Consider the following 20,633-nt stretch of genomic DNA (forward strand, 5'->3'; position numbering starts at 1 on the left):
GCCCTTTTATTATTCATTTGTATTAATATGCATATTGTATTCAACGTTTTTAATATGTTGTCCAACAAGTTTTTCCGCTTTTTCACCATCTCGTTCTTTAAGTGCTAAATAGATAGCTTCATGCTCTTTCCAAGACTCTTTAGCTCTACCTGGTGTAGAAATAGAAGCCTTCCTTGCTTTTTGTACATAATGATGAAAATCCGATAAAATATGGTTAAGCGTCTTACTACGCGTTGCATTATAAATAATATCATGGAACTTATGATCTAACTCTTTTAATTGATTAAACTCATTCTTCTCAACATAAAAAGCTGTAAGTGCTAGAATCTCTTCCATTTGTTTTAAATCTTCTTCTGTAATTTTTGTTGCAGCTTTTCGTGCTGCTAACCCCTCTAACCTTGATCTAATAAGATAAATATCTTCAACATCTTCATCTGTAATCCCTGCTACAACGGTCTCTTTATTTGGAATAGATTGTACTAATCCTTCAAGTTCTAGCTGTCTAATCGCTTCTCTTACAGGTGTTCTACTTACCCCTAGTTCATTGGCTATTGTACTTTCACGTAAAACATCCCCTGGCTTATAGCTCCCATCTAAAATAGCTTCTCTAATTGCATTAAATACTCTTCCCCTTAAAGAAGCTTTGTCTGTTCCAGCTGTACTGTAACTCACTTTTGTCCTCCTTACCCGCACCTTTTGGTACGCGTATCTATGTATACAAACCTTATTCTAACAAATTCTAAGAAAAGTGCAATGGTTTTTTCTATTTTTAATAAGCAACCCATCTTCCATCTTTATCCTTATAAGAAACAAGGCTTTCTGCTATGGTTCTATCCTTCAATTTATAACTTTCACCCTCACGAATAAGCTCCATAATCCACTTTAAAGTAACTTGATATTCTCTTTCATAAATCTTTCCGCCTGCATCTGCTTCTTTATTAGTCATTTTTACAACTTCAAGAGTTTCTACTTCTACTACACCTTCACTGTTCATATTAATTTGTTCAATTTCTACTTCCATCCTAGCATCTTTTAAATTCTTTCCATCCACAAACCATGCTTCAAATTCTTCTATTAAATGTGCACTAATTTCTGCTACAGCAAAATCATTGATAAAATTACTTTCATGATTTTTAATTCCATCAATATAGGCACTATAAAAATTATCAACACTCTTTTTAAGCCTTTCATTCCCTAAAGTAGAAAGTGTAAACTTTTCAACATTGAAACTTCTATTCTCTTGTGAAACACTAATAGGCTCTTCATATGTTTCAATATTACCATATGTATCATAAATCTTTAAAGGATATGTCCCTTCTAATACATTCTCAAATAACACAACCCCATCTTTATTAACTTGTTGCTCTCCTCCTAGCTCTACAACTGTACCACTCATACACTCTACGCTTACTTCTACAGTTTGATAAGGTACAATTACTTCTGTTTCTGTAGGAACATTAATAGTCGTTACATAATCTCCACACATTTCATTAGGAAAGACAACACGTACCACATAATTCCCAGGTAATACATTCTTAACCACATATTTATTATCCTCTTTATCTGTTACTTGCTGATCGTCAAACCATACACTTGAACCTAATGGTGTATAAATATGAATATCTTCTATACGAAACGGAAAAACAACCTGCCACTTATTTTCTATCTGTATAAGGCTTAGTGTATTAGTAATACTTTTCGTTGCGAAATTATATTTAACCTCATAAAATTTCTTTTTAGCATCTTTACTTTGGTCACCTATCTTACTAGATGTCGCCTTTACTTTTATAAATTCTTTTTCCTCAAAATAATTTTGTATAAAATTAGATAACGCTTCTTCAGTAAAGCTTAAAAGCTTTTCATCTTTATACATATATGACACTGCAGTACTGTAATCTCTATTATTAATAGCTTCTAAATATTTATTCAAAATATACTTGGGCTGACCTTTATAGCTACTCCATAAGCAACATGATGTAATCACTATAAGACATACCGCAATACCAACTCCTATAATAACCCTTTTTCCCACCTTCATTGGTTTCCCCCCATTTTATTATACTTTTGTACTAATAAAATATATGAAGATGGTTGTCCAATTTATGCCTCCCTCTATATAAAATTTTTTTATCTTTTATTAAATAAATTCTCCTATAATAAATACAATAAATATAAAATAAAAGGTTCCAGCTAATACCTTTGCCCATATTCCTTCCTTATATGTAAGGAGCAAGCCTCCACCTAAACAAAATAATTCAACCACATCATTCCAGTAATTACATTGTTGTATATACATCATAAGAACTGAGATCAAGCTCATACCTATACATGTTATTCCGATCCATTCCCCTGGCGTTTTAACAAAATCCCATTTTCTCTTCATCTTACTCCCCCCTTCAATTACTTCACCTTTTATAGATAAAATGTAATTTCACTTAGCCCTTTGACTTTTTATTTAAATATATGAAATATATTCTTTTTTAATGCTTTAGATATTAAACAAGGCTGTTACACCTGGTGCAACAGCCTCTCTTGTACTCTATTAAAACCTTATATCTTATAGATTATTAATTACACAATCTGCAAATTCAGCACCTGTAGCACCATCACTACGGCCTGTCAATTTTACTGTTTCATTGGCAATATTCAGCGCCCTAATGACGCAATCAGCTTTATCTTTATAACCAATATGACGAAGAAGAAGTTCTGCTGCTTTGATCATACTTGCTGGATTAGCATACTGCGCGCGCCCTGTTTCTACCATACGTGGTGCACTACCATGGATAGCTTCAAACATTGCATAACGATTCCCAACATTGGCACTACCTGCTGTTCCTACTCCACCTTGAATTTGAGCCGCTTCATCAGTAATGATATCACCATATAAGTTTGGAAGTACAAATACTTCAAAACCACTTCTTACTTTTTCATTGATTAAGTTAGCTGAAATAATATCTACAAACCAGTCATCAGCCTCAATCTCTGGATATTCACGAGCTACTTCATAGCAAAGTTCTAAGAACTTACCATCCGTTTTCTTGAGAATATTTGCTTTTGTAATAATTGCAACACGTTTTTTTCCATTTTTACGTGCAAATTCAAAAGCTGCTCTTGCAATACGTTTAACCCCTTGTGTTGTGATTACTCTAAAATCAAAAGCTACATCCTCATCAATATGTATACCACGACTACCAAGTACATATTCACCTTCTGTATTCTCGCGGTAGAAAGTCCAATCAATACCAAGTTCTGGGACACTTACAGGACGTACATTTGCAAATAAGTCTAATTCACGGCGCATTGCTACATTGGCACTTTCAATATTAGGTCCATCACCTTTTGATGGTGTAGTTGTTGGTCCCTTAAGAATGATATCACAAGCTTTAAGTTCTTCTAATACATCATCTGGAATTGCTTTATTTACAGCAATACGATTTTCAATGGTCAAACCTTCAATGGTTCTAAACTCAATTTTTCCACTTTCTACTTCATCTTTTAAAACAGCTTTAAGTACGCGTTCTGCTTCTGCTGTAATAGCAGGCCCAATTCCATCTCCACCACAACATCCGATAATAATTTTATCCATGGTTTCATAGTCCACAGGTCCTGGATCTTGTTTCATACGTTCTACGCGTGCTAATTGCTCTTCAACGATTTTTGCAAAATGTTCACTTGCTACCTGTAATTTTTCCATTCTTTATGTCCTCCCTTAATATCACTCTTTGTCTTATTTCATTTGATCTACTTTCTTATTGTGCTTCTTTAATCATGTTGATTTTCCCACCTAAAAGGAGCATTTGTCTTTCACGATCAGATATTTCTAATTTCACATTATAATCTAGACCCTTCGTTGTATTTCTCACTGTTAAATAGTCTTCTGTCTCTACTTTTGCTTTAACATCTAAAATATCTAATTCATCCATCACATCAATAGTGTCATAGTCTTCTGGATTTACAAACACAAGTGGTAAAATACCTGAATTAATTAAATTTGCTTTATGAATACGTGCAAAGCTCTTTGTAAGAACAGCACGAATACCAAGTTGGAGTGGTGCAAGTGCAGCATGCTCACGGGAAGAACCTTGACCATAATTGTCCCCACCTACAATAATTCCTCCACCATTTTCTACTGCACGTTCTGGGAAACTTTCATCACATGGTGTTAAACAGAATTTTGCAAGATATGGTACATTCGAACGGAATGGCAGTAAGCTTGCATTAGAAGGCATAATATGGTCAGTCGTAATATTATCTTCTACTTTAATAAGTACTTTTCCACTACATGTCTCAAGTACCTTATTAAGAGGGAATGGTTTAATATTTGGTCCTCTTACAACTTCCACTTCATTTGGTGAAGTACTTGGAGGGATAACCATATTATCATTTGCAACAAACGTTTCTGGCATTTCGATAGTTAAGTCTATATCTTCTATAGTAAGTGGTGAAGTAAGAACACCTGTTAAAGCACTTACTGCTGCAGTTTCTGGACTTACGAGGTATACCCCTGCTGAAGTGGTACCACAACGACCCTTAAAGTTACGATTGAAAGTACGAAGTGAAATGGCATCAGTTGCTGGAGCTTGCCCCATACCGATACAAGGCCCACACCCTGATTCTAATATACGTGCACCAGCAGCTACTAAATCTGCAAGTGCACCATTAGCTGCAAGCATAGTTAAAACTTGTTTAGAACCTGGTGCAATAACCAAACTTACATCTTTATGAACTGTTTTACCTTTAAGAATCTTAGCTACTTTCATTAAATCTAAATAAGATCCGTTTGTACAACTTCCAATAGCTACTTGGTCTACTTTAACACCGGCTGCTTCACTAACTGTTTTTACATTATCAGGACTATGAGGAAGGGCTACTAATGGTTCTAACTCATCTAAATTAATAGTAAGTTTTTCATCATATACAGCATCTTGATCTGCAGTTAATGGTGTGAAATCTGCTTCTCTAGATTGAGCTTTTAAAAAGGCATGTGTCACTTCATCACTTGGAAAAATAGAAGTTGTAGCACCTAATTCTGCTCCCATATTGGTAATGGTTGCACGTTCTGGAACAGATAAAGATTTAACCCCTTCTCCTGTGTACTCAATAACCTTGCCAACACCACCTTTAACACTTAAGTTACGAAGTACTTCTAAAATGATATCTTTAGCTGATACGCCAGATTTAAGCTTACCTATAAGCTCAACATTTACTACTTTAGGCATCGTAATATAATAAGTACCGCCTCCCATAGCAACTGCTACATCTAGTCCCCCAGCTCCTATAGCTATCATTCCTATTCCACCACCTGTTGGTGTATGGCTATCAGAACCTAATAGAGTTTGCCCTGGCACACCAAAACGTTCTACATGTACTTGATGGCAAATTCCATTTCCAGGCTTAGAAAAATAAATTCCATGTTTATGTGTAACTGTTTGAATGTATTTATGGTCATCTGCATTTTCGAACCCTTGTTGAAGCATATTGTGATCAATGTATGCTACAGAACGTTTTGTCTTAGCTTGATCAATACCCATTGCTTCAAATTGTAAATAAGCCATTGTTCCTGTTGAATCTTGTGTTAATGTTTGATCTATACGAATTCCTATTTCTTGCCCTTTTACCATTTCACCTTCTACAAGATGAGCTTTTAATACTTTCTCAGTTAATGTAAATCCCATGCTTCCCCTCCTATATTCTAATCTATATAAAATATTATATATAATTATAAAAATTTAATCTAGAGTATATTTGTACAACCCTGTTTTCATTAGTACATTATTTTTTTATCCATTTCCTATAGTTCTATTGTTTTTTACTCATATATTCTTCGATTAATTGTTCTAACTCTTCATCTGTAATTAAAGTTACACGTCCATTTTCATATTCTTCATCTACCCATTGCTTCAAATATAGACACAGTGGATCATTTTTATCTAACTCATTTAAATCATAAAGACTTGGGTTACTATTAATCCAATGAGCGATACCTGCTAGCCCTGATGTGTTACTAATAGCAACACGTGCTGGACGATTCAATAATTTATCTGTATCAAAAATATTATAGATTTCTTCATTTTTAAGAAGTCCATCTGCATGGATTCCTGCACGCGTTACATTAAAGTTCTTACCTACAAATGGTGTTCTTGGTGGAATAACTTCACCGAGTTCTCTCTCATAGTATTCCGCAAGTTCTGTTATAACTGTAGGGTCCATTCCATCTAATGTACCTTTTAACTGTGCATACTCTATAACCATTGCTTCTAATGGTGTATTTCCTGTGCGCTCTCCTATTCCAAATAAAGAACAGTTAACACTACTTGCTCCGTATAACCATGCTACTGTTGAGTTTGCTACTGCACGATAAAAGTCATTATGTCCATGCCATTCAAGAAGTTCATGAGGTACACCTGCATCTTTGTGCAAGTTATAAATAATGCCATGCACACTTCTTGGAATCATAGAACCTGGGTAGCATACGCCATAGCCCATAGTATCACAAGCACGAATTTTCACTGGTACACCAGTTTCTTCCATTAATTTCATAAGCTCGCGTGCAAACGGAATAACAAAATGGAAAATATCTGCTCTCGTTATATCCTCAAAGTGGCAACGAGGTTTAACACCAGCTTCAATACACTCCTTCACTACACCTAAATAATGTTCAATTGCTTCGCTACGTTTCATATGAAGTTTATGGAAAATATGATAATCCGAGCAACTTACTAAAATACCCGTTTCTTTAATCCCCATATCCTTTACAAGTTGGAAATCTTTCTTTGAAGCACGAATCCATGATGTAATCTCAGGGAACTCATATCCTAGCTCCATACATTCTAATGCAGCACGCCTATCTTGCTCACTATAAAGGAAAAATTCCGTTTGTCTGATAATCCCTTTAGGTCCACCTAATCTATTCAACATCTTATAAATCTTAACTATTTGCTCTGTTGTATAAGGGGCTCTAGACTGTTGGCCATCTCTAAAAGTTGTATCCGTAATCCAGATATCTGATGGCATGTTAATTGGAACATGCACATTATTGAAGGCAATCTTAGGAATTTCTTCATATGGATAAAATTCTCTAAACATAACTGGTGCATCAACTTCTTTAAGCTGATAGCGGTATTCTGGTAATTCCAACAAATTCGATTTCTTATCTATTTCAAACATTCTAATCCCCCTTTTGAATTAACATGTATTGTATACATTAAATTTCTGAAAATTATTATTGGTATAATTGTATACAATAGTAATTTAGATGTCAATATATAATTTTCATTTTTGTATATAAAATTATATAAGCTCATATTATAGTACAAAACATTTCATTAAAAGGAAGTGAATTTATGCATCTTTTTACTCCAGACCAAGAAAATCATAAAGATATTGATCCAAATTTCTTAAACACTGCAAATTCTAAAAGACAACTTCATTCCTCCTTTTCTACAGACACTATCCTCCTTTTTTTACTTTTAATTTTTTTATTAGATAAAAATGGAAAAAACGAGTAACATTTTTTCCCTAATCTCATAAGATAATATTGAAGTAACAATCAAAACTTCAAACTTCAAACTTAGGCTTTATAGCTTAAGTTTGACTCTAAACTTAAAACTTAAATTTAATTGTAAATAACTCCAAACATTAACTTTGTGAAATTCATGAAAGGTGGTAACTATATATGTGTAACAATACTTGGATCTGGATCATTATCGCTTTCTTCTTCTTCTGCTGCTTAGATGGATGTGAATTAATTGAGAATTTATTTAGTGGAAATAGTTGTGGCTGTGGCTGCAAGAACGAATGCGGATTTGGAAACTACTGGTGGATTATCATCGCTGTTCTTTTCTTCTGCTGCTTTAACAATGGCGGTTTATGCTAATCCTATCTTAGCCCATTGATTAATTAGTTATTTTTTGCCATATCCTATAATAAAATAGTTGTAGATAAGTATTTCAGGAGGTATTTCCTATGTCAGACTTTATCAACACTCATTCTCAAGCGGAAGACTCAACAAACTGCTTCTACAACTCCACTACTGAAAATACATCTCAGGCACAGACTTCACTATTTAGATTCGGTTGTGGCAATAATGAATGGATATGGCTTATCCTTATAGCACTTGTCTTTTTAAACGGCAAAGACCTATTTGGAGGATGTGACGGCAAATCATCCAACATGCTTATTCTTATTATTCTTGCTTTCTTTTTCTTTTCCAACACATCCTTCAGCAAATAAAAAAACGCTAGAACATTGAATGTTCTAGCGTTTTTCAATTGTATTCATAATCTTAAACAAAAGTACTTTAATAATAATTTCTTGCATAAACTGTTCATTGCTATCTTGTCGCATGCCATCATGCTGATGTGGAATCGCTATTTTAGGCAATATCATATCTGCCACCTGTTCATATCTTAACATCTTACCTACTTCTTCAAATAATCCTCTTTTTTCTACAGGTAAAAAAGGTGTCAATGCTTCTAAAAGTTGTACTTCTTTAGAACGATTATTATTACATAAATCTTCACATCTGCTTACTTCCCTTGTTAATTCATCTATATAAGTTTTGGTCATATAACCTTTGATAAGTTTGGTAATCTCATTAATATCTCTTTCTAAATTAATGCGCATAAACTGATCCATAACTTACCTACTTTCTCTATAGGTTCGTTATTATTATATTCCACCTATTATGTAAAAATGACCTTTTCTCTATTCATACTGAGGTATAGTTCCTAAGCGCCAATAAGATACATTATTAACTCCAAATAATTTTGCTAAATCTATTTTTGCCTTAACACTTTTATTATTCTCATACCATATAACATTTTTAATACCTTCTTGTTCATAGGTTGCATATGCATTTTGATATTGTTCGTTATATATTCCTTTCGTGCCCTCCATATTAAGCCTGCCATAAATTTTATCATAGCTTGGTGTATAAGGTTTTGCATTTATTATCTTATTATCTTTTACTTGCCATTGTACACTTCCATAAGAAATTTGAAGTACAATCTTATCCCTATTTTCAGTTCCTGTTACTGGATGAGTAATCTCATTAAGTACTTTATAAATTTCATTAATAGGAGTAATTGGTGTCATCACAACTCCTAGTTCTTGCTCAAATACTGATAATTTTGTAGGTGCATAATCGTGAGCCATAAGAATTATTTTATCTGCTATTTGGCCTATTCCTTTATAATCATATCCCTTAAAATAGGTATTAGGTTGTAATGCTACATTTAACTTTTTATTATTCTTTTTTAATTCTAGATTTAACTTGTCTAAAAAATTTATATATGCTTCTTTCAAATCACTACTTATAAAGTTTTCAAAGTCAATTGTTACACCATCAAAACTTCTTGTAACACCATCTTTTGAAACCTGGTTACATAATCCCACTATTTGACTAATTAGATACTCACTTTTTCCAGAGTCATTTAACAACTTTTGAGTCAATTGATTGTGGTCTTCAAAGAAAACCATAAGATAGGCTTCTCCTCCATTTTCTTTTACTAAATCCAATGGTATAGAAAATCCTGCTGGTATCTTAAAATCATTATTTCCATTAGTACTTTCCAAATTAAAATTTTGGTTAGTATCATCATATACTACCTGAGACCATCCAAAACTAATCGCATCATACTCAGGTATTAAATCCATCTGGTTACTGGATGAAATCGCATAAAATGCATGATTCCATTTAGTAGGTATACTTAATTTAGTCATTAGACGTTCATAAATAGTATCTGCCTGTTCTTTAGAAACTTTCCCTGTAGGATTAAAAGTTGTTTCACTCACTCCACTCATAATTCCTAATTCCTTAACAAGAGCAATATTGCCCTTATATTGGGTTACATCTTTAAACTCACTACTATTTTCATAATCTTTTGCTATACCTTCATATCCCATTAACTTCACCAATATGTTTGCTGCATCTTTTCTAGTAAGTACTGCTTCTATATTACTTACATCCTCTAAACGTCTATAGGTATCCAATGATTCTAATAACTTTACAAACTCACCAGTTGTCATGTACCCTTGGCTAGTAGATGCATACATTAGATTAGGTATCACTAAACAGCTTATAAGCATAATACTCATCAATGCATTCCTTATACTCTTCATTGACTTTTACATCCCCTTTTCTCATTTTATTAACTATCACTATTCCTTTTTCTGATTTCTATTATATATTAGTATACAATAATTACCACTTTTAATGGCATTATTTTCTGACTTTTTGTTCTATGCCAAGTCTCCTCTCACATACATTATATAGATAATTAATAAGGAGGGGCCACTATGACCACATCACCAGTACCTTATCGCAGTGGTAATCAATTAGATGACCAAGTGAATACAGAATTTATGCGTGTATGTAAAAGTGTTCTACCCTATTTAGATAGAGGAATGCAAAAAAATTTGGCTATTTCCCTCAAACTCTTAGAATTTATTTCTGTTGTTCAGCTTTATAATAGTGATACTATCCCCGTTGAACCCGAACCTTCTATGATGCGTGGCGAAAACTGGGAAAATAGATTGCTTACAGATATACGTAATAGCTTGGATTCAGATAAAACATATATTATAGATGCTCTCATGAAATTAAGTGAGGTTAAAAATATTATGAGTCGTTCTAATCAACAAGCTGATACATCGACTGCAGATATTGTCTCCTCTATAGATCCTGAACCAACATCCGACTCAGCATCTTCACCTTTTAACTTTGCAAACTTCTTTAATAGTATGCCTTCATCAAATACAGGAACAGATCCAGAGCCTCAACATAACACATCATCCGGTCCTAACCCTGCTGATATGATTAATGCATTTGCACCTTTGTTAGATGATAAGCAAAAACAATTACTCAATTTGCTTTCTGTTTTTATGAAACCAAGTAATTCTTAATTATTTAAATATAAGGAGGTATTATTTATGGCATTTGTTGATCATCCTGCTTTTGCAGGTATAAATAAAAACTTTTTAATTACCCTAGAACGTACTTTACGTTCTATAAAGGACCCTTCACAATTGCTCCCTGCTATGATGACTATTTCTAATGAAGCACAACGCTATAATGTTCAAATGACACCCGAAAGGCAACAAGCACTTATGGTTGAATTGCGTAATTCTCTTCCACCATCAAAACGTACTCAATTTGATGCCTTTATAAGGATGATGCAAAATAATATGTAAATGTTCTTTAACATGTTTGGGCACGTTAAAGCATATAATAATACTAGATAGGTTATATAACTTTCCAATATCAGTCCTCCTTTTCTAGTAATACACCTCTATTAAGGTGTATACATCGTAAGAAAAACATCCCACGATATCTTTTATCGTGGGATGTTTTTTCTGTTTCTCTGAATATATTTTTCATTTTTATCAGCTATATAAAAGCATCAGAAAATTATTTTTATATTTTCTATATTATGTTATACTATTCTCATAATTATTTCTATAGGAGGTGGTTTTATTGAATAAGAAAAGAATAGTTTGCTATGGAGATTCTAATACTTGGGGCTATGATGCTGAGACCAATGATCGCTTTGAAGATGATATACGTTGGACTCAAGTCCTTCAGCAATTGCTTGGCAATGAATATATGATTATAGAAGAAGGGGTAAGCGGAAGAACAACCGTATTCGATGATCCTCTCAACGAAGGTCTAAACGGAAAATGGCATCTACATACAACTTTAATGTCTCACTGCCCTATTGATGGATTAGTTATTATGCTGGGCACTAATGACTGTAAAGAACGTTTTTCAGCCAGCCCTCAAAATATTGCTGATGGTATTGACCGTCTCATTCAAAAAGCTAAAAGTATGCCTGTTTGGAAGTCAGATATAAAAATACTTATAGTCGCACCTATTATTATTTTAGATGAAGTCTATGCTTCTCCTGTAGCTGGTGAAATGGGAAAAGATTGTGTAAGGAAATCACAACAACTGCCTGAGCTTATGCGAATTTGTGCCAAACGTCATGGATGTTATTTCTTCAACGCTAACGAGGTCGTGACTGCCAATCCTATAGACTTTATGCATTTTGATAAAGAAAGCCATGCTCACTTCGCCAAGGCACTTGCTCCTATTATTCTCAAAAATATGTAAGCCAGAGTATTTTCTTAAAATATAAAAAGAGCTGTTTATAAACAGCTCTTTTTATATTTTATTATTTAGCTACAATGTTAACGATACGACCTTTAACATAGATTTCTTTTACAATTTGTTTTCCTTCAAGACGTGCTGCAGCTACTTCATGAGCTTTTGCAAGTACACTCTCTTCTGCTTCTTCTACACCAACTTTAATCTTACCAGCCATTTTACCACTTACTTGAACAGCTACTTCGATTTCATCTTCTACCATTTTAGACTCATCATATGTTGGCCACGCTTGTTTGAATACACTACCTGCTTCACCTGCTTGTTCCCATAACTCTTCACTAATGTGAGGTGTAAATGGTGCAAGTAATACAATAAGTGTTTTGATTGTTTCATGATCAATACCACCAGCTTGTTTTTGGATATCTACTAAGCTGTTTGTGTATTGCATAAATCCACTTACAACGGTATTTAAGTTGAAACTTTCCATACGTTGTGTGATATCGTATACCATTTTGTGACGAATACGCTCCATTTCTTTTGTAGCAGGTACTTCTTTGTTTTCACTAATAAGTCTCCATACTTTATTTAAGAAACGGTATACCCCTTCAATACCTCTATCATCCCACTCACTATCAAGTTCTGGTGGTCCAATAAAGAGTTCGTACATACGAAGTGAGTCACAACCATATTTAGAAACAAGTTCATCTGGAGAAACAACATTTCCTTTTGATTTACTCATTTTAGCACCATCTTTTGTAACCATACCTTGGTTGAAAAGACGTTTGAATGGTTCTGCAAAGTCTACTACACCAATATCATTTAAGAATTTTGTATAGAAACGTGCATAAAGTAAGTGAAGAACAGCATGTTCGATACCACCTACATACATATCAACAGGTAACCATTTTTTCATATCTTCTTGGCTAATAAGCTCTTTGTCATTGTGTGGGTTTGGATATCTTAAGAAGTACCAAGAAGATCCAGCCCATTGTGGCATTGTATTTGTTTCACGTTTAGCAGGACCACCACATTTTGGACATGTTGTGTTTACCCACTCTTCAATAGCAGCAAGTGGAGATTCACCTGTACCTGTTGGTTCATAGCTTTCTACATCTGGAAGTCTAACAGGAAGATCTTCTTCTTTAACACCAACTACGCCACAGCAGTCACAGTGTACAACTGGAATTGGCTCACCCCAGTAACGTTGACGTGAAAATACCCAGTCACGAAGTTTGTAGTTTGTTGTTTTTGTACCAATACCTTTTGATTCAAGGTAATCTGGAATTTTAACTTTAGCCTCACTTGATTTCATACCATTAAACTCACCAGAGTTAATCATGATACCTTCTTCAGTAAAAGCTTCTTCAAGTTTTTCTTCTTCACCAGTTTTTGAAATAACTTGGATAATTGGAAGTTCAAACTTAGTTGCAAATGCAAAGTCACGTTCATCATGTGCTGGTACACACATAATAGCACCTGTACCATAGTCTGCAAGTACATAGTCTGAAATCCAAATTGGAAGACGATTTCCGTTAAGTGGATTAATCGCATATTTACCTAAGAACACACCTGTTTTTTCTTTGTCAGCCATACGGTCAACTGATGATTTAGTAGATGCATCAAATACATATTTCTCAACAGCTTCTTTTTGACTTTCATCTGCAAGTTCAAGTACATCTGCATGTTCTGGAGCAAGTACCATAAAACTTGCCCCATAAAGTGTATCTGGGCGTGTTGTGAAAACTTTAAGACTCTTATCAGTTCCTTCTACATTAAAGTCGATCTCAGCACCATAGCTTTTACCGATCCAGTCAGCTTGCATTTTCTTAACTTTTTCTGGCCACTCTAAACCATCTAAGTCGTTAAGAAGTCTTTCTGCATAAGCTGTGATTTTAAGCATCCATTGACGAAGGTTTTTCTTTGTCACTGTGCTACCACAACGTTCACATCCACCATCTTTAACTTCTTCGTTTGCAAGACCTGTTTTACATGATGGACACCAGTTAATTGGCATTTCTTTTTCATAAGCTAAGCCATTTTCAAACATTTTAAGGAAGATCCATTGTGTCCATTTGTAGTAGTTAGGATCTGTTGTATTAACTTCTTTATCCCAGTCATAAACTGCACTGATTTCTTGAAGCTGACGTTTGAAGTTTGCAACATTTTCTGCTGTAGCAGTTGCTGGATGTACTTTCTTTTGGATTGCATAGTTTTCAGCTGGAAGACCGAAGGCATCCCACCCCATTGGATGAAGGACATGGTATCCATGAAGGATTTGATAACGACTCCAAACATCTGATAAAACATATCCTCTCCAGTGACCTACATGAAGACCATTACCTGATGGATATGGGAACATATCTAAACAGTAGTAATGTTTTTTGTCTTCAGTATCTTCATTAATTGGGCTTTCTTCCCATCTTTTTCTCCACTTTTGTTCAACTTCTTGTGGGTTGTATTGCATGATGATTCCTCCTTTATAGTTAACTTAAGATATTTTGTTTATAGTATTAACTGGAATGATGAAATAATTTCCATATTAATATAAAAAAGCCCTTCATCTCTATTCTTTTATAGAGACGAAAGGCATTATTTCGCGGTACCACTCTAATTCAACCTACACGGTTGCACTTGTATCTTCTATAACGGGAAGTCCCGCTTAATCTACTCTAGTTCAATCAAGATGCTCCACGACGAGTTCATACACTTTCTTGCTATTTCTCACCACCCAATAGCTCTCTGAAAAGGAAGTTGGTACTACTACTTCGTTTCTTCACATTACACAAATATTCATATTTCTTTATATTATGTCGAAGTAATTTTATCATATCATTTATGCAAAATCAACGTCTTTAGGAAATTATTTATAATTCTTCAATATACTCTACTTCTGAAATAAGAGCCAACGTCTCAATTAGATTTAAGTGGGTGCAATGCCTAAAAGGTTTTAATGTAATAAAAAGTCCTATTTTTTCCAACCCCTCTAGTCTACACTTAGTAATTTCCAAAGATATTATTTGAATCTTTTCTTCCTTTAAGCTTTCTAATACTCCTTTTAGATCTTGAATACTAGCAATCTCTATATAAAACTCTGCTTCTTTTGCTTTGTCAATTAATTTCCTATCTAGTTTATGCAGAACAGTCATACCTCCTAAAATAAATAAGCATCCTATAACTGCTCCTTCGTAAAAGCCTATACCTATAGCTAATCCCATACAGGCAGATGCCCATAATCCTGCTGCTGTTGTTAAACCTTTCACCTGTTGTTTACCTGTTACTAATATGGTTCCTGCACCTAAAAAACCTATTCCACTAATAACTTGTGCGCCTAATCTTGTTGGATCACCATCCATCCCTAATATTTGTACAATATATTGATTGGTAATCATCGCAAGACTGGCTCCAATGCACACTAATATATGTGTTCTTAGCCCTGCTGGCCGTTTCTTTCTTCCTCTTTCAAATCCAATAATCCCCCCAAAAAGTGTGGCGAGACTTAATCTAAGGATAATAGATACTGTATTAATTTCTCTTAAATACTCAATAAGCTCCATGGTCCCACCTCTTTTTCTCTCTAGAATTTGTTTTATCAAACGGCTAACCGCCCTATTATTCCATTTTAAAAAATAATGTATAAATAGCTGGTCTCCACTAGATATTTTGGGTATGTTCTAGGTATATGCCAAGACTATAAGAAAGGTGACATTTAGTTTTAAGTGATATATACTTAAGCTATAATCATATACTTGTTTTAATCAAACTATTTAGGGAGGAATCTTATGAATTGCCCAATCTGTCATACTGAACTACATGGGGAAAACTTTTGCCCAAAGTGCGGTCAAGCAATTACTTATGATGGTATTAAAATGAACTATCAAACTCAAGCTGGGATACCTGTAGAAATTAAAAAATGGAACTGGGGTGCTTTTATCTTCAATATATGGTGGGGCGTTGGCAATAAAACCTATCTACCTCTTTTATGTCTTATTCCTTACTTTAACTTTATTTGGATGTTTGTTTGTGGATTTAAAGGGAATGAGTGGGCTTGGAAAAGTAATAACTATCAACATGAAGATCTTCAAAAGTTCTTAACAATCCAAAAAACCTGGAATCGTGGTGGTATTGCTAAATTTATCTTTTCTCTTGTAATGGGTGTATTTGGCGTAATCCTTTATACTGCACTCTTTTCTATGTTACTTTATTGGTAAAATTTAATTTAAAAGGAGATTATATCTATGAACTGTCCAAAATGTAATGCCCCTCTTGAAGGGAATGAAGCCTTTTGCCCTTCTTGTGGTGTTTTCATTTCACAAGAAGCTCCTATGGTACCTACAATCAATGTAGAACCTTCTTCTGATAGTACATATAACTATACAGATACTGCTCCAAATATGCATGTTCAAGCTACATACTCACATCAACCTGGTACTGTGCCAGCTGAAATTAAAAAATGGAATTGGGGTGCCTTTTTCTTTAACATCATGTGGGGAATTGGTAACTATAGCTATTTACCACTACTTTGTCTTATACCTATATTTAATATTGTTTGGATTTTTGTATGTGGTGCTAAAGGCAATGAGTGGGCTTGGAAAAGTGGAAAATTTAATAATGTTGAAGACTTTTTAGCAACTCAAGCTACATGGAATCGTGCTGGATTTGTTGCTTTTATTGTAGGCATTATTTTCTTCGTACTTTATATTCTTGTTCTCATTAGCATTTTTGCCGTTGGTGCATCTTCTTATTTATATTACTAAATTCTATTGTCGTACAATCACTTTATATGATTATATAACTAAAGCCCCTATATAATTAGATTAATACTCTAATTATATAGGGGCTTCACCTTTATTAAATCCACTTATCTATTTACATGACAGATATTCTATGCCATTTCTTTTCTTGCTTCAATCACTTTATCTTGAACATCTTGTGGTGCTTCCTCATAACGTTCAAAGTTGTATTCTACAACACCGCGTCCCTGTGTTATAGAACGAAGGTCTGTAGCATAACGATAAATTTCTGACATAGGTACTTCAGCAACAATGATTTGCTTCTTACCTTTAAGTTCCATTCCAATTAGGCGTCCACGACGCTTTTTCATATCTCCCATAATATCACCAGTGTATTCTTCTGGCACACAAATTTCAACGTGTGCAATAGGTTCAAGAATAGTTGGTTTCGCCTTTACTACACCTTCTTTAAAAGCAATAGTTGTTGCCATTTTAAAGGCCATTTCTGAAGAATCAACTGGATGATAAGAACCATCTAATAACACAGCTTTTAGCCCCACTACAGGATATCCTGCAAGTACACCTCTATGAATACATTCTTCTAAACCTTTTTCTACAGCTGGGAAGTATTGTTTGGGAACTGCTCCACCAAAGACCTTTTCTTCAAAGATATAAGGCATCTCTAAATCACCTGATGGTTCAAACTCCATAACCACATCTCCATATTGGCCGTGGCCACCTGATTGTTTCTTATGCTTACCACGTACTTGCATTTTCCCTTTAATTGTTTCACGATAACGTGTTGTTGGCCTTTCAAGCTTAACAGCTACTTTGAATTTGTCTGCTAGCATACTTACAATGACATCAAGCTGTTGCTCGCCAATACCATGAATAACTGTTTCATGTGTTTCTTTATCATACTCTGTATAGAAAGTCTTATCTTCTGCCATAAGTTTAGCAAGAGATGTAGACATCTTTTCTTCATCACCTTTTCCAAGAGGGAAGATTGCCATTTTTACATAAGGTTTATCAAATTCTATAGGTTCATATTCTAAATTTGCATCTTTATCACACAAAGTATCATTTGTGCTTACATCTTTAAGTTTAGCAACAGCTCCAATATCACCTGCATTTAAAGTCTCAACCTCTGTTTGTTCTTTACCTTGTAGAACATAAATATGAACAAATTTCTCTGTGTCACCTGTACGCACATTGAGTAAGCTGTCATCTCGACTAATCTTACCACTTCTTACTTTAAATAAGGAGAATTTACCAATGAATGGGTCTACCATTGTCTTAAACACAAAGATGCCTGCTTTACCATCAATATCACATGCATGGATCGCTTCATCTGGAGAAGGAAAACAACGAATAATATTATCCATTAACGTACGAATACCTGCACGATCTACAGAGTTACCACATAATACAGGTACAATATCACCATTTGCTACACCCACTTTAAGGGCTTTTTCTATCTCACTAATTGTAATCTCTTCTTCAGCAAAATATTTTTCCATAAGCATTTCATCTGTCTCAGCAACAGCCTCAAGAATCATTGTACGTACAAGGTGAAGTTCATCCTCATAGCCTTCTGGAATAGGACATTCAACAACCCTATCACCTTCAAATCTTCTTGCTACCATTTTTACTGCATGAATATACCCAATATACTTTTCACCATCATACCAAGGTACTTGCATAGGTGCTACACTAGGACCAAATTTGGCTTTGCAATTTTCTAAAATGGCTTCATAGTTTACATTGGGTGCATCCATTTCTGTAATATAAAGCATACGTGGTAACTTCATTGTCTCACAAGCTTCCCATGCTTTCTCTGTCCCAACTTCAACACCACTTGATGCTTTCATAACAATAACTGCTGCATCTGAAACACTTAAGGCCTCTTTTACATTTCCTACAAAATCAAAATATCCTGGTGTATCTAATACATTTATCTTGTGCTCTTTCCATTCTACAGGAATAAGAGATGTACGAATCGAAATCTTACGTTTGACTTCTTCTGGATCAAAATCACTAGATGTTGTTCCATTCTCTACCTTCCCATATCTATTTTTGCCTCCTGCTGTATATAGCATACCTTCTGCGAGTGTAGTCTTGCCGCATCCTCCGTGTCCCAATAGCGCAATGTTACGAATATTTTTTGTTTCATAGACATTCATAGACATACCTCCTATAGAATTAGATTAAGCATATTCCCTTATAATATATGTTCTACAAAGTACATAAAAATCCTTCTATATTTTTTAAATTTTTATGAAATATATATTATAAAAGTTGTCCTTTCAAATTATATGAAAGAAAATGTGAAAAAATACCTATTCCTAGTATGGTTGAATAGGTGTAAAAGTATACAAAATAAATTTCTTATCTTAAACATCATATTATAAATATTAAACCTCCCCCCTATACATAAAATCAAAGTATTTATTTTCTCATAAAAAAACTCCTCCAAGATATCTCGGAGGAGTTTTTTTATTCTCTATAAAGTGGATACTTTGCTAATAGTGTATGAACACGTTCTTGACATACACTACGATTTGCTTCAAAGTCTGAAATTGCAAGATACATAATTTCTGCTATTTCTTTCATATCTTCTTCTTTCATACCACGACTTGTTACAGCCGGTGTACCAAGACGAATACCACTTGTAACAAATGGACTTTCTGGATCAAATGGAATCGTATTTTTGTTACATGTAATACCAATCTCATCTAATAAATGTTCTGCATTTTTTCCTGTTACATGCATATTACGAAGGTCTACATTCATCAAATGATTTTCTGTATCTCCTGATACAATTGTAAAACCTTTCTCTTTAAGAGCTGCACAAAGTGCTTTTGCATTATCTAAGATTTGTTGCTGATAGGTTACAAACTCTTTGGTTAATGCTTCTTTAAAACATACTGCTTTAGCTGCAATAACATGCATAAGTGGTCCACCTTGAATACCTGGGAAAATAGCTTTATCAATTGCTTTAGCATGCTGTTCTTTACATAGGATCATACCACCACGTGGTCCTCTTAAAGTTTTATGCGTCGTTGTTGTTACAAAATCTGCATAAGGTACTGGAGATGGATGAAGATCTGCTGCAATTAATCCTGCAATATGTGCCATATCTACCATTAAATATGCGCCTACTTCATCTGCAATCTCACGGAACTTTTTAAAATCAATAATACGACCATATGCACTTGCCCCTGCAATAATCATTTTAGGGCGTGATTCTAGCGCTTTTTCTCTTACAATATCATAATTGATCAAACCTGTTTCTTTGTCTACTTCATAAGATACAATGTTATAATGTTTGCCTGAAATATTAACTGGGCTACCATGAGTTAAATGACCACCATGGCTTAAATTCATCCCCATTACTGTATCTCCTGGTTTAAGTACAGCAAAGAATACTGCTTGATTAGCTTGTGATCCTGAATTGGGTTGAACATTTGCGTGGTCTGCTCCAAAAAGTTGCTTTGCACGTTCTCTTGCTAAGTCTTCTACTTGATCTACTACTTCACATCCACCGTAGTAACGCTTACCTGGATAACCTTCAGCATATTTATTTGTTAAAGTACTTCCCATAGCTGCCATTACTGCTTCACTTACAAAATTCTCTGAGGCAATCAACTCAATTTTACTTTGTTGTCTTTTTGTTTCTTGTTCTATTAAAGCTGCAATTTCTGGGTCTACTTTTTTAACTTCATTTATTGAATACATTTTTAACACCTGCTTTCTATTTTTATCTTACAAGATAACCATCATTATGTACAGATAAT

General features: G+C 34.3%; 19 protein-coding genes and 1 other annotated feature. Of the genes, 7 read left to right on the plus strand and 12 right to left on the minus strand.

What is annotated here, in order from left to right:
* Positions 1 to 9: 9 nt before the first annotated feature.
* From BN2390_RS18595 to BN2390_RS18620, 6 genes are all read right to left on the minus strand, one after another.
* Positions 10 to 672, minus strand: coding sequence for a GntR family transcriptional regulator (locus BN2390_RS18595; RefSeq protein WP_053985792.1), 663 nt, complete (start codon positions 670 to 672; stop codon positions 10 to 12).
* A 97-nt stretch (positions 673 to 769) separates the two neighbouring features.
* Positions 770 to 2,038 carry a zinc ribbon domain-containing protein gene (locus BN2390_RS18600; protein ID WP_053985793.1) on the minus strand — a complete coding sequence of 423 codons (1,269 nt, stop codon included), beginning with the start codon at positions 2,036 to 2,038 and terminating at the stop codon, positions 770 to 772.
* 99 nt (positions 2,039 to 2,137) lie between these two features.
* On the minus strand, positions 2,138 to 2,383 hold the full coding sequence (locus tag BN2390_RS18605; RefSeq protein WP_053985794.1) for a hypothetical protein: 246 nt from the start codon (positions 2,381 to 2,383) through the stop codon (positions 2,138 to 2,140).
* Between the two features lie 174 nt (positions 2,384 to 2,557).
* Entirely contained in the window at positions 2,558 to 3,694 is a 1,137-nt protein-coding gene (locus BN2390_RS18610; protein ID WP_053985795.1) for an isocitrate/isopropylmalate family dehydrogenase, read from the minus strand.
* 55 nt (positions 3,695 to 3,749) lie between these two features.
* Positions 3,750 to 5,675 (minus strand): aconitate hydratase, encoded by a 1,926-nt coding sequence (locus tag BN2390_RS18615; protein ID WP_053985796.1) that lies wholly within the window; start codon positions 5,673 to 5,675, stop codon positions 3,750 to 3,752.
* A 124-nt stretch (positions 5,676 to 5,799) separates the two neighbouring features.
* Positions 5,800 to 7,167, minus strand: coding sequence for a beta/alpha barrel domain-containing protein (locus BN2390_RS18620; RefSeq protein WP_053985797.1), 1,368 nt, complete (start codon positions 7,165 to 7,167; stop codon positions 5,800 to 5,802).
* Positions 7,168 to 7,675: 508 nt separating this feature from the next.
* Here BN2390_RS18620 and BN2390_RS21825 point away from each other — a divergent pair.
* Positions 7,676 to 7,876 (plus strand): hypothetical protein, encoded by a 201-nt coding sequence (locus BN2390_RS21825; protein ID WP_154668857.1) that lies wholly within the window; start codon positions 7,676 to 7,678, stop codon positions 7,874 to 7,876.
* 89 nt (positions 7,877 to 7,965) lie between these two features.
* Positions 7,966 to 8,232, plus strand: a complete 267-nt coding sequence (locus BN2390_RS18625; RefSeq protein WP_053985798.1) for a hypothetical protein — start codon at positions 7,966 to 7,968, stop codon at positions 8,230 to 8,232.
* A gap of 24 nt (positions 8,233 to 8,256) precedes the next feature.
* Here BN2390_RS18625 and BN2390_RS18630 read toward each other — a convergent pair whose 3' ends face one another.
* The gene (locus BN2390_RS18630; RefSeq protein WP_053985799.1) at positions 8,257 to 8,637 is read right to left on the minus strand and encodes a hypothetical protein; all 381 of its coding nucleotides are present in this window, start codon (positions 8,635 to 8,637) and stop codon (positions 8,257 to 8,259) included.
* A gap of 69 nt (positions 8,638 to 8,706) precedes the next feature.
* On the minus strand, positions 8,707 to 10,122 hold the full coding sequence (locus tag BN2390_RS18635; protein ID WP_053985800.1) for a glycosyl hydrolase family 18 protein: 1,416 nt from the start codon (positions 10,120 to 10,122) through the stop codon (positions 8,707 to 8,709).
* A gap of 177 nt (positions 10,123 to 10,299) precedes the next feature.
* Between BN2390_RS18635 and BN2390_RS18640 the strand changes: the two genes are divergently transcribed.
* The 3 genes from BN2390_RS18640 to BN2390_RS18650 all read left to right on the plus strand — a co-directional run bounded on the left by BN2390_RS18640 (position 10,300) and on the right by BN2390_RS18650 (position 12,112).
* Entirely contained in the window at positions 10,300 to 10,905 is a 606-nt protein-coding gene (locus BN2390_RS18640; protein ID WP_053985801.1) for a hypothetical protein, read from the plus strand.
* A gap of 27 nt (positions 10,906 to 10,932) precedes the next feature.
* A complete protein-coding gene (locus BN2390_RS18645; protein ID WP_053985802.1) occupies positions 10,933 to 11,193 on the plus strand; it encodes a hypothetical protein in 261 nt (86 codons plus the stop codon).
* A gap of 283 nt (positions 11,194 to 11,476) precedes the next feature.
* Positions 11,477 to 12,112 (plus strand): SGNH/GDSL hydrolase family protein, encoded by a 636-nt coding sequence (locus BN2390_RS18650; protein ID WP_053985803.1) that lies wholly within the window; start codon positions 11,477 to 11,479, stop codon positions 12,110 to 12,112.
* A 61-nt stretch (positions 12,113 to 12,173) separates the two neighbouring features.
* Here BN2390_RS18650 and leuS read toward each other — a convergent pair whose 3' ends face one another.
* Together leuS and BN2390_RS18660 are read right to left on the minus strand one after the other, a co-directional pair.
* Positions 12,174 to 14,570, minus strand: a complete 2,397-nt coding sequence (leuS, locus tag BN2390_RS18655; protein WP_053985804.1) for a leucine--tRNA ligase — start codon at positions 14,568 to 14,570, stop codon at positions 12,174 to 12,176.
* A 108-nt stretch (positions 14,571 to 14,678) separates the two neighbouring features.
* Positions 14,679 to 14,889 (minus strand) — a binding site (T-box leader).
* A gap of 81 nt (positions 14,890 to 14,970) precedes the next feature.
* Positions 14,971 to 15,660: an MgtC/SapB family protein gene (locus BN2390_RS18660; protein ID WP_053985805.1), complete on the minus strand. Its 690-nt coding sequence runs from the start codon at positions 15,658 to 15,660 to the stop codon at positions 14,971 to 14,973.
* A 225-nt stretch (positions 15,661 to 15,885) separates the two neighbouring features.
* On the opposite strand from BN2390_RS18660, the gene BN2390_RS18665 reads away from it, so the two are divergent.
* Together BN2390_RS18665 and BN2390_RS18670 are read left to right on the plus strand one after the other, a co-directional pair.
* Entirely contained in the window at positions 15,886 to 16,314 is a 429-nt protein-coding gene (locus BN2390_RS18665; protein ID WP_330373823.1) for a hypothetical protein, read from the plus strand.
* A gap of 27 nt (positions 16,315 to 16,341) precedes the next feature.
* The gene (locus BN2390_RS18670) at positions 16,342 to 16,860 is read left to right on the plus strand and encodes a zinc ribbon domain-containing protein (RefSeq protein WP_242847696.1); all 519 of its coding nucleotides are present in this window, start codon (positions 16,342 to 16,344) and stop codon (positions 16,858 to 16,860) included.
* Between the two features lie 128 nt (positions 16,861 to 16,988).
* On the opposite strand, the gene BN2390_RS18675 is transcribed toward BN2390_RS18670, so the two are convergent.
* A complete protein-coding gene (locus BN2390_RS18675) occupies positions 16,989 to 19,019 on the minus strand; it encodes an elongation factor G (protein WP_053985806.1) in 2,031 nt (676 codons plus the stop codon).
* A gap of 313 nt (positions 19,020 to 19,332) precedes the next feature.
* The gene (gene glyA, locus BN2390_RS18680) at positions 19,333 to 20,574 is read right to left on the minus strand and encodes a serine hydroxymethyltransferase (RefSeq protein WP_053985807.1); all 1,242 of its coding nucleotides are present in this window, start codon (positions 20,572 to 20,574) and stop codon (positions 19,333 to 19,335) included.
* Positions 20,575 to 20,633: the final 59 nt, after the last annotated feature.

This window comes from Niameybacter massiliensis, assembly GCF_001282685.1.
Taxonomy (GTDB): Bacteria; Bacillota; Clostridia; order Lachnospirales; family Cellulosilyticaceae; genus Holtiella; species Holtiella tumoricola.

Bases quoted from the DNA above. Each gene is read 5' to 3' on its own strand.
- BN2390_RS18640 (WP_053985801.1), top strand. From the start codon at position 10,300: ATGACCACATCACCAGTACCTTATCGCAGTGGTAATCAATTAGATGAC.
- BN2390_RS21825 (WP_154668857.1), top strand. From the start codon at position 7,676: ATGTGTAACAATACTTGGATCTGGATCATTATCGCTTTCTTCTTCTTC.
- BN2390_RS18675 (WP_053985806.1), bottom strand. From the start codon at position 19,019: ATGAATGTCTATGAAACAAAAAATATTCGTAACATTGCGCTATTGGGA.
- BN2390_RS18645 (WP_053985802.1), top strand. From the start codon at position 10,933: ATGGCATTTGTTGATCATCCTGCTTTTGCAGGTATAAATAAAAACTTT.
- BN2390_RS18620 (WP_053985797.1), bottom strand. From the start codon at position 7,167: ATGTTTGAAATAGATAAGAAATCGAATTTGTTGGAATTACCAGAATAC.
- BN2390_RS18615 (WP_053985796.1), bottom strand. From the start codon at position 5,675: ATGGGATTTACATTAACTGAGAAAGTATTAAAAGCTCATCTTGTAGAA.
- BN2390_RS18610 (WP_053985795.1), bottom strand. From the start codon at position 3,694: ATGGAAAAATTACAGGTAGCAAGTGAACATTTTGCAAAAATCGTTGAA.
- BN2390_RS18630 (WP_053985799.1), bottom strand. From the start codon at position 8,637: ATGGATCAGTTTATGCGCATTAATTTAGAAAGAGATATTAATGAGATT.
- leuS (WP_053985804.1), bottom strand. From the start codon at position 14,570: ATGCAATACAACCCACAAGAAGTTGAACAAAAGTGGAGAAAAAGATGG.
- glyA (WP_053985807.1), bottom strand. From the start codon at position 20,574: ATGTATTCAATAAATGAAGTTAAAAAAGTAGACCCAGAAATTGCAGCT.
- BN2390_RS18665 (WP_330373823.1), top strand. From the start codon at position 15,886: ATGAATTGCCCAATCTGTCATACTGAACTACATGGGGAAAACTTTTGC.
- BN2390_RS18670 (WP_242847696.1), top strand. From the start codon at position 16,342: ATGAACTGTCCAAAATGTAATGCCCCTCTTGAAGGGAATGAAGCCTTT.
- BN2390_RS18625 (WP_053985798.1), top strand. From the start codon at position 7,966: ATGTCAGACTTTATCAACACTCATTCTCAAGCGGAAGACTCAACAAAC.
- BN2390_RS18605 (WP_053985794.1), bottom strand. From the start codon at position 2,383: ATGAAGAGAAAATGGGATTTTGTTAAAACGCCAGGGGAATGGATCGGA.
- BN2390_RS18660 (WP_053985805.1), bottom strand. From the start codon at position 15,660: ATGGAGCTTATTGAGTATTTAAGAGAAATTAATACAGTATCTATTATC.
- BN2390_RS18635 (WP_053985800.1), bottom strand. From the start codon at position 10,122: ATGAAGAGTATAAGGAATGCATTGATGAGTATTATGCTTATAAGCTGT.
- BN2390_RS18600 (WP_053985793.1), bottom strand. From the start codon at position 2,038: ATGAAGGTGGGAAAAAGGGTTATTATAGGAGTTGGTATTGCGGTATGT.